At 66.6% G+C, this 8,510-nt stretch carries 5 protein-coding genes; 1 reads left to right on the forward strand and 4 read right to left on the reverse strand.

The genetic code is table 11. The features are described from left to right. Positions 1-167: 167 nt before the first annotated feature. From gdhA to ACLARN_RS35515, 4 genes are read right to left on the reverse strand one after another with little or no spacing between them, the layout of a single operon-like run. The gene (gene gdhA / locus ACLARN_RS35500) at positions 168-1,511 is read right to left on the reverse strand and encodes an NADP-specific glutamate dehydrogenase (protein ID WP_409495845.1); all 1,344 of its coding nucleotides are present in this window, start codon (positions 1,509-1,511) and stop codon (positions 168-170) included. A 15-nt stretch (positions 1,512-1,526) separates the two neighbouring features. Next, positions 1,527-2,966, reverse strand: a complete 1,440-nt coding sequence (locus ACLARN_RS35505; protein ID WP_409495846.1) for a short-chain fatty acid transporter — start codon at positions 2,964-2,966, stop codon at positions 1,527-1,529. Positions 2,967-2,983: 17 nt separating this feature from the next. Then, positions 2,984-3,925, reverse strand: coding sequence for an ornithine cyclodeaminase family protein (locus ACLARN_RS35510; RefSeq protein ID WP_409495847.1), 942 nt, complete (start codon positions 3,923-3,925; stop codon positions 2,984-2,986). A 16-nt stretch (positions 3,926-3,941) separates the two neighbouring features. After that, entirely contained in the window at positions 3,942-7,298 is a 3,357-nt protein-coding gene (locus tag ACLARN_RS35515) for a molybdopterin-dependent oxidoreductase (protein ID WP_409495848.1), read from the reverse strand. A gap of 106 nt (positions 7,299-7,404) precedes the next feature. Between ACLARN_RS35515 and ACLARN_RS35520 the strand changes: the two genes are divergently transcribed. After that, positions 7,405-8,061, forward strand: a complete 657-nt coding sequence (locus tag ACLARN_RS35520; RefSeq protein ID WP_409495849.1) for a GntR family transcriptional regulator — start codon at positions 7,405-7,407, stop codon at positions 8,059-8,061. The last annotated feature ends 449 nt before the right edge of the window (positions 8,062-8,510 follow it).

Consider the following 8,510-nt stretch of genomic DNA (forward strand, 5'->3'; position numbering starts at 1 on the left):
TCGCCCGCGACCGAGCCCACGACTCCAAGACCGCCCGATCCTCACCACTGATCACCAAACCCGACGAAGGCATGACCCATCATCGCAAACCCACGACCGTAAACCAACTAACGACGCGCGACACTAGGTGGGTGGCTCTGGCGGCGGGGAGCCACCACCTCGCGGTCTCAGATGTAGCCGTTCGCCTCCATCGCGGCGACGACGGTGCGGAATCCGGCGATGTTGGCGCCGCTGACGTAGTCGCCGGACAGTCCGTGTTCCTCGGCGGTGCCGAGGCATTCGGTATGGATGTCTTCCATGACCTTCCGGAGAGTCCGGTCCGTCTTGTCGAAGGTCCAACGGTCGCGTGCGGCGTTCTGCCTCATCTCCAGTGCGGAGGTGGCCACGCCGCCCGCGTTGGCTGCCTTGCCCGGCGCCAACGCGACGCCCGCTTCGCGGAAGATCTGCACCGCGGCGGGAGTGCAGGGCATGTTGGCGCCCTCGGCGACCGCTCGGACGTCGTTCTTGACCAGTCTGAGCGCGGCCTGTTCGTCGAGTTCGTTCTGAGTGGCACAGGGAAGCGCGACGTCGCAAGGCACGTCCCAAGGTGACTCGCCAGTGAAGAATCGCGCGGACGGTACGTGTTCCACGTAAGCGGACAACCGTTCGCGGCGGGCGACCTTGAGGTCTCGGAGCACCTCGAGGTCGATCCCGGCCGGGTCGTGGACATAGCCGCCCGAGTCCGAGCACACGACGGGTACCGCACCGAGTTCGCGGAGTTTGGCGATCGCGTGGAAGGCGACGTTTCCGGATCCGGACACCACGGCCGTGTAGCCGTCAAGGGACTCTCCTCTGGCTGCCAGCATCGCCTGAAGGAAGTACACGGTGCCGTACCCGGTTGCTTCCGGGCGGGCGGGGATCCCACCGAGCAAGGGATCCTTGCCCGTCAGCGTGCCGGAGTCGTAGCGATTGGTCAGGCGCTTGTACTGACCGAACAAGTAGCCGATCTCGCGTGAGCCGACGCCGATGTCGCCGGCGGGTACGTCGGTGGCGGGACCAATGTGCCGGTGGAGTTCGGTCATGAATGCCTGGCAGAAGCTCATGATCTCGGTATCGCTGCGGCCGGACGGGTCGAAATCGGATCCGCCTTTGCCCGCACCGATACCGAGGCCGGTGAGAGCGTTCTTGAAGATCTGCTCGAAGGCCAGGAACTTGATCGTGCCGAGTGCGACGTCGCGATGGAACCGCAGTCCGCCTTTGTAAGGCCCCAGCGCGGAGTTGAAGCCGACCCGGAAGCCGCGGTTGACCTGGACACGCCTGGAGTCGTCGGTCCAGACGACACGGAACATCAGTTGCCGCTCCGGCTCGCACAGCCGTTCAAGAACCGCCGCGTCGCGCAGTTCGGGGCTGCGGCGCAGCGCGGGCTGGATGGCGTCGAGGACTTCGTAGACGGCCTGGTGGAATTCGGGTTCGGCCGGGTTCTTCCGGACGATCGCCTCGTACAACGTGCTCGAAACGCTGTCCAGGGTCATGACTGTGCCTCCACGTCAGGGCAGGATGGGCGGGTGGTAGGGCAAGGTCGCCGACAGCAACGTCAGCAGTCCGAGCACGATCGGGAACAACGCGATGAGGTAGACGAACGTGTAGCCGACGATGTCGCGTGCCTTGAGGGAAAGAACCCCGAGTAAGGGCAACATCCAGAAGGGGTTGATCAGATTGGGCAGCGCCTCGCTGGCGTTGTAGATCTGAACCGTCCAGCCGAGGTGCACGTGCGCGTCGTTCGCGGCCTGCATCACATACGGCGCCTCGATGATCCATTTACCGCCGCCTGAGGGGATCACGAAGCCGAGCACCACCGAGTAGACGCCGATCAACAGCGGAAACGTGGTGTCGTTGCCCGCGGAGGTGAAGATCGCGGCGAGGTGATGGGAGATCGACGTGCCGGCACTGTCGGTCGCCTTGGTCATGATCGCGGCGATACCGGCGTAGAACGGGAACTGGATGAGGACACCGCCGGTGGCGGGGACTGCTTTGGTGACCGCCGAAAGGAATCGGCGGGGGCGCCAATGCAGCAGCAGGCCGAGCGTGAGGAACAGCAGGTTGTAGGTGTTGAGGCCGGAGATCGCGACGATGGGGTCGTTGTCGGCGAACTCCTGAACGGCCCAGCCTCCGACCAGGGCGACGACAACGATCGTCAGCAGCGGGCTGTACTCGAGCCATTCGCCGGGGCGTGACCGCGGAGTGTCGTCCTCGACGGGATCACGCGGGTCGATGCCCAGATCCGCCGCGGTGCGAGCGGCCGAGGCACGAGGAGCCGTCAGGAACGCGACGATCACGCACACGACCACGATGACCGCGGCGAGCAGGAGGGACTGCCAGGTGAAGATGGTCTCTCGGAAGGGGATGACGCCGGTGACCGGTAGCAGCGATTTGGGGATACTGGCGGGGTTGGCCTGGAGTTGCGCGGCAGAGGAGCTGAGACCCAGTGCCCAGCTCCCGCCGAGGCCGAGATAGGCGGCGGCGGACGCGGCCCGATAGTCCATGCGCAGGTCGTGCCGTTCCGCGAGCCGCCGCACCAGAAGCGCGCTGAAAATGAGGCTGAACCCCCAGTTCAGGAGCGCTGACAGCAGGCTGACCGCGGCGACCATGGCGATGGCCGCGCGCGGGTTGCCGGGGACTTGGGCCAGCCGGGTGATGGCTTTGCGGACCGGCCCGGCGGTGGCGACGACGTAACCGCCGATGGCGACCATGGCCATCTGCATGGTGAAGGGGATCAGATCCCAGAACCCGTCCCCGAACACGGTCGCGACCTTGGCGGGTGACGAACCGATCCCCATCGCGGCGACAGCGACGACCGCGACGGTGAGCAGCGCGAAGACGAGTGTGTTGGGGAACCACTTTTCAGACCACGCCGCACTGCGGGTGGCGATGCGTGCCAGACGGCCGCGGGGCGGCTCGGTGATGAATGGTGAATCGGACGATGTCATGCGGAGCTCCCAGAGGGTCAGCCTGCTGGCTGGACACGGCTGCGATGGACGAGGGCTGCGGCCGCCAAGTCGGCCAGCGCTGTTCCCACTGCCTTGAACACGGTGATCTGGTGGTCGTCCCTGCGGCCGAGTGCTTCTCGTCGGCAGAGCTGCGGGAGGGTGCCCGCGACGGCATCGCGGGTGATGATGCCGTCGAGGAGGGGCTGGGTGAGGTCGCCGGACTCGTCGAGTGCGATTTCGCTGTCGATGTACAGCGTTCCGCGGGTCAGGCAGGTGTCGTCGGCTTCGCGCATGTCCCGGCGGAAGCTGCCGACGAGGTCGAGATGCGTGCCAGGGGTCAGCAGCTCACCTCGGATGATCGGGCTGGTGGCGAGGGTGGCGCACGAGATCACGTCGGCCCGGGGGATCGCCGTGTCGAGGTCGTCGGCGATATGGGCGTCCACACCGGACTCCTGGAGCCTGGTGACCAGTGCGGCGGCGGCTTCGCGACGCTGGTCGTGCACGAGGACGGTGCGGATGCCGAGTACGGCCGCGTGGGCCTCGGCGGCGAGCGATCCGACATGGCCGGCGCCGACCACGAGGTGAACGCGGCTGTCCGGACGAGCGAGGTAAGAGGAGGCGAGTGCCGCGGTGGCGACCGTGCGCCGACGAGTCAGTTCGTTCCCGTCGATGACCCCGAGGTGTTCCCCGGTGTCCGCACTGGCGAGAACGTAAGCCGAGGACAGCGCGGGGCGGCCCCTCGCACTGTTTTCGGGGAAGACGTTCACCAGCTTGACTCCGAGCAGGCCACCTGGGCGCCAGGAAGGCATCAGCAGCAACGTGGAGCCCGCTGTCTCGTCGATCTGGTGGTGATGGCGTGGGGGCGTGGTGGCACCGCGAGCAAGACCCTCGCGAAGGGCGGGAATCAGCGCGCCGAACGGCAATGCGGCGGCGGTTTCCTCGGCGGAGACGGTGTACACGGTGGTCCTTTCTCGTTCACGCGTCGAGCACAAGGTCTGAGGTCGGCACGGATTGGCAGGTGAGGCAGTGGTCGTCAGGGAGATCCTCGGATGGCGTGACTAGATGCGAGACCGTCCCGTCGAGCACCGGGACCGAACAGCTCTCGCACTGGCCGACGCGACAGCCGCTCGGCATCGAGATCCCGCTCTTCTCGGCCAGGTGCAGCAGCGTGCCGTCGGACTTGGCCCAGGTGACCTCGCGTCCGGTACGGGCGAACCGCACGATCGCGGTGGCGTCATCGGGAATCCGTATCGGCGCGGGTCGCGCGTGGAACTTCTCACTGAAGACGTCGAACCGTGGGACTCCTCGCGAGACGAGCCCGGAGGTCACCTCGTCAAGCATGGTCTCGGGTCCGCACAGGTAGAAGCGCGCACGCTTGCGGATCAGTGCGGCATCGACACTTTCGGCCGAAATCCGCCCACGTGCTTCATATCGGTCTCCCGGGGCAGGCCGGCTGTAGTGGTCGACGACGTGGACTGTGGGGAGTACCGCGGCAAGTGCGGCGAGCCGCTCACGGAACGCGTGGTTCGCGCTGTCCCGGTTGCCGTAGTGAAGGACGACCTCGGGTGCGGTCGCAGGCAGCTCGGTGAGGGTTTCGAGGTAGCTCAGGAACGGAGTGATGCCGATACCGGCGGCCAGGAGCACGATCGGTCGCGTATGGACGAGTGGGATGGCGAAGCCACCGGATGGTGGAGTCACCAGCACCCTTTCACCGGGACGCAGCCGCTCGTGGACAGTCGGCGAGAATCGGCCGCCGTCGACCCGTCGTACTGCGAGCGCGTACGTGGTTCGTGCTCCCGTCGCGGCCCCGATGAGGGAATAACTACGGGTGAGGCCGGGATCATCGCGCCAGGCGACCGTTACGTGCTGCCCGGCGCGGAACGCCGGCAGCGGGCCGTCATCGGCGGGACGCAGTTCGACGGACATGATCTCGTCCGTTTCGAAGGCGGTGTTCTCGACCACGAATTCACGCTGGGCCGTCCAGGGCGCGAGCTCGTCCGCTTGGATGTCGCAGAAAGTCGAGCGCATGCCCACGGAGCCACTGATCGGGTCGCGTGCCTCGTCGCCGATCAGCAGGTTGTAGTTGGTGCCGCCGTCGTCGAGTGGGTCCGAGCCCGGCAATGCCAGGTCGGGCGCGGGTTGCCACCAGCCGTATTCGGCGACGACGACGTCGCGGTGAAGCGCCGGGTCGATCCGCGCCCGCATCCGGATGGTGGCTCGCGAGGTCGTGATGCCGATCCATTGCCCGTCCACGATCCCGCGGTCGTGGGCGAGCTCGGTGCTCAGCTCGACGGTCGGTTCGGGAAAACGCTTCCGTAGCGAAGAAATCCCGTGGTGCTGGCTATGGCAGAAGTAGCCGTTCTTGGCGCAGGTGAGCACGAGCGGATACCGGGAATCGGGTGCCGGCGGGTGCGCGTCCGGAACGGGTGACTGCCCGTACTCGTCGAGCCGCTCGGAGTACAGCTCGACCCGGCGCGTGGGCGTGGCGAACCCTGCCACGGACCCATCCTCCGATTCCTCGGCGTACTTGCGGTGGCGGGTCCTCAGCGGCAGGTCGATTCCGCCGGACCGGTGACGGAGTTCTTCGACGGTGACGCCGAGCGGGCTGAGCTGGTGGTTCCAGCCGTCCTCGACGTGGCCGCCGAAGAAATCGTCCTCGAAGCCAAGCCGTACCGCCAGGTCGAAGACGATTTCTGTGTCCGAACGCGATTCGCCGACAGGGGCGGTCATCTGTGGTCGCAGCTGGACTCGTTCCTGAGCAGCGCGAGTGATCTCGAAGCCCACCTTGATCGCCTCGTGTTCCCAAGGCGTCTGCACAGGGAGAAGAAGGTCCGCGAACCGCGAGGTGGGGTTCTCGAAAAGGTCGAGGTGAACGCCGAAGTCCAGGCTGCGTAACGCTTCCGCGGTCCGCCGTGGATCAGGTTGCGACAGCAGGAGATTTCCGCCGAACGAAACCAGTGCGCGTACCGGGTAGGGCTCACCTTCGAGGACCGCGTGACAGAAGTCGCGTGCGGTGATCCAGCCTTGTGCCGGCGGGCCCAGCGGGAACCGGCCCAGCCCCAGAGCCTTGGCTCGTTGCGGCTCGCCGAGCTGATCGGGCGAGGTCACCGGGTTGACGGGAAGCTTGGGCAGGATCACGTTACCGCCCGGGACATCGAAGCTGCCGGTGAGCGCGTAGAGCGTGGCGATCGCTCGCTCGGTTTGCGTGGCGTTCGTGTGTTGGCCGACGCCGGACCACGCGGCGTAGGAAACCGACTGAGCAGTGGCGAGTTCCGCGGCGAAGGCTTCGATAGCGGCCGGGTCGACCGTGGTCACGGCCGCGGTCCGGTCCAGCGACCAGGCACTGCACGCCTGGGCGTAGTGGTCGAACGCGGGCACGCAGTCCACCGGCCCGGTCCGGGTGGCCACTCGTCGACGTCCGGTCAGAGCGAAACGCTCCGGTACGGCGGCCGCCTGCGTGGTGTCGAACGGTTCGGGGCGTCCCGACAGTTCGTCCCAAACCACATAGCCGGACAGCTCGGGATCGACGTCCTTCGCCTGGAGGAATCTGCCGGTGTCGATCCGGACCAGCAGCGGTCCGTTGGTCCACGCCCGCACGAACGCCTCGTCGTGACCTCGCGTGGAGAGTAACTGCCCGGCGACTCCGAGGGCGAGGGCGCCGTCGGTACCGGGCCGGACTCGCAGCCAATGGTCGGCTTGGAGCGCGCTCGTGGACCGTCGAGGGTCGATCACGACGAGTTTCGCCCCTCGGGCGCGTGCTTCAGCCAGCGCCGCGGATTGAGCCAGCCAGGACTTCGCCGGGTTGTGACCCCACAGGACAGCGAGATCGGTACTCGCGTAGTCCGGGACCGGCAGTCCGCTGCCGAACGTGAAGGCGTGCGCGAAGTCCTTGTGCCAGTTGCAGATCTCAGTCGAGTACAGCGTGTTCGGGCTGCCGAAGCGCCGGATGAACCGTTCCACCCAGTCGATCGAATCCGACATCGGTGTTCCGCTGGGGGAGGTCACCGAGAAGGCGACCGCCTCGGCTCCATCGCGTGCTCGGATCGTGCCCAGCCGTTCTTCGACCTCGGCCAGGGCTTCCTCCCAGCCGATCTCTCGCCAGCGCGGGTCGGGATCGGATTTGGGGGTGGTCCGCCGCAGAGGACTGCGCAAACGTTCGGTGGAGTGCACGAGTTCGGGAGCCGCCCTGCCCTTGGGACAAAGGGCGGCCCCGGTGGGGTGGGCGGGATCCGGCCGGGCACTGACGAGCAAGCCGCTGTCGACCGTGTAGACCGCACCGCACCGCGAGCGGCACAACGTGCAGTAACCCCGCAGGTCAGACGCCTTTGCCATAAGTTACTCCTTAGTAACCGGCTACCGGTTACCGTTCACCGGTAACGAGTAAGATGCGCCAAGAGGATGCGGAAGTCAAGCTCTGTGGAATGAAGGGGGTGGGGTCTTGACGGAGAACGGAGTGGTTCGCCTGCAGCACACGAGCCTGCGGGACCAGGTTCTGGAGGTGGTTCGACAGGCGATGGTGTCCGGTGAGATCCGGCCTGGTGACATCTACTCCGCGGCCGCGCTGGCGACGCGACTGGGCGTGTCCAGCAGCCCGGTGCGGGAAGCGTTGTTGACGCTGGTGAACCAGGGGCTGATGGAACCTGTGCGGAACCGGGGCTACCGGGTCGTCGCGATGGAGGAGCAAGACCTCGACGAGATCTACGAGATGCGTCAGCTCCTCGAGGTGCCGGGCACGTTGTCCGCGGCGGCGAAGGCGGGTCCGGCTGACCTTGAGCGCCTCGGCGACCTGGCCGGAGAGATCGAGCGCGCCGCTCGCGAGGGTGATGTCGCCAGTTTCCTTGAAGCGGACAGGCGGTTCCACTTGGCCCTTCTCTCGCTCGCGGGCAACCGCCGGCTACTGGAGAGCATCGCCAACCTGCGCGACCAGACCCGGCTGTACGGCCTGGAGAAGCTGGCGGAAAGCGGCAGGCTCACCGGAGCGGCCGGTGAGCATCGGGAGATCCTCGCCGCGATCGCCGCGCAGGACTGGGACGCCTTGGAGAACCTGATGCACACCCACTTGCGGCACACCCGCGCCGACTGGGCGGCCGGGTGACGCACGTGTGACGTGCCGAACGAAGTCGGCACGCCGGCTCTAGGGGCAACTGGCTCCGGAATGTCACTGAAGCCTCAGAAGCACCGTCAGCCACGATGATGGCGCGTGAAGGCCCCTTCCTTGCGCCTAGTGTCGTGCACCGGAAGTTCGTGCGTCGGATCAAACCCCGCACTCGTGTGCTCGGAGCCGTATCTCGCGTGCTCAGAGGCGGATCTCGCGAGTTCGGCCTCCCAGCACGCGAGATCCGCCTCCAAGCACGCGAGTCACGGCTCTGAGCACGCGAGTTCGGCGAACGGGATCACCGTGCCTGGCCGCGTACTCACGACACGAACTTCGGACTCAGGACCCTAGGTACAGGAAGGGGTCCTTCATGTACTTCAGGCGAAAGTGGGGTGAACCGTCCGGAGGTCGGCGTGCGTTAGCTCCGGTGAAACGGTTGGAGGTTGTCC

This window comes from Amycolatopsis sp. cmx-11-12 (genome assembly GCF_046269425.1).
In the GTDB taxonomy this organism is placed as follows: Bacteria; Actinomycetota; Actinomycetes; order Mycobacteriales; family Pseudonocardiaceae; genus Amycolatopsis.

Excerpts from the sequence above, each read along its gene's own strand:
- ACLARN_RS35515 (WP_409495848.1), bottom strand. The coding sequence starts at position 7,298 with ATGGCAAAGGCGTCTGACCTGCGGGGTTACTGCACGTTGTGCCGCTCG.
- gdhA (WP_409495845.1), bottom strand. The coding sequence starts at position 1,511 with ATGACCCTGGACAGCGTTTCGAGCACGTTGTACGAGGCGATCGTCCGG.
- ACLARN_RS35505 (WP_409495846.1), bottom strand. The coding sequence starts at position 2,966 with ATGACATCGTCCGATTCACCATTCATCACCGAGCCGCCCCGCGGCCGT.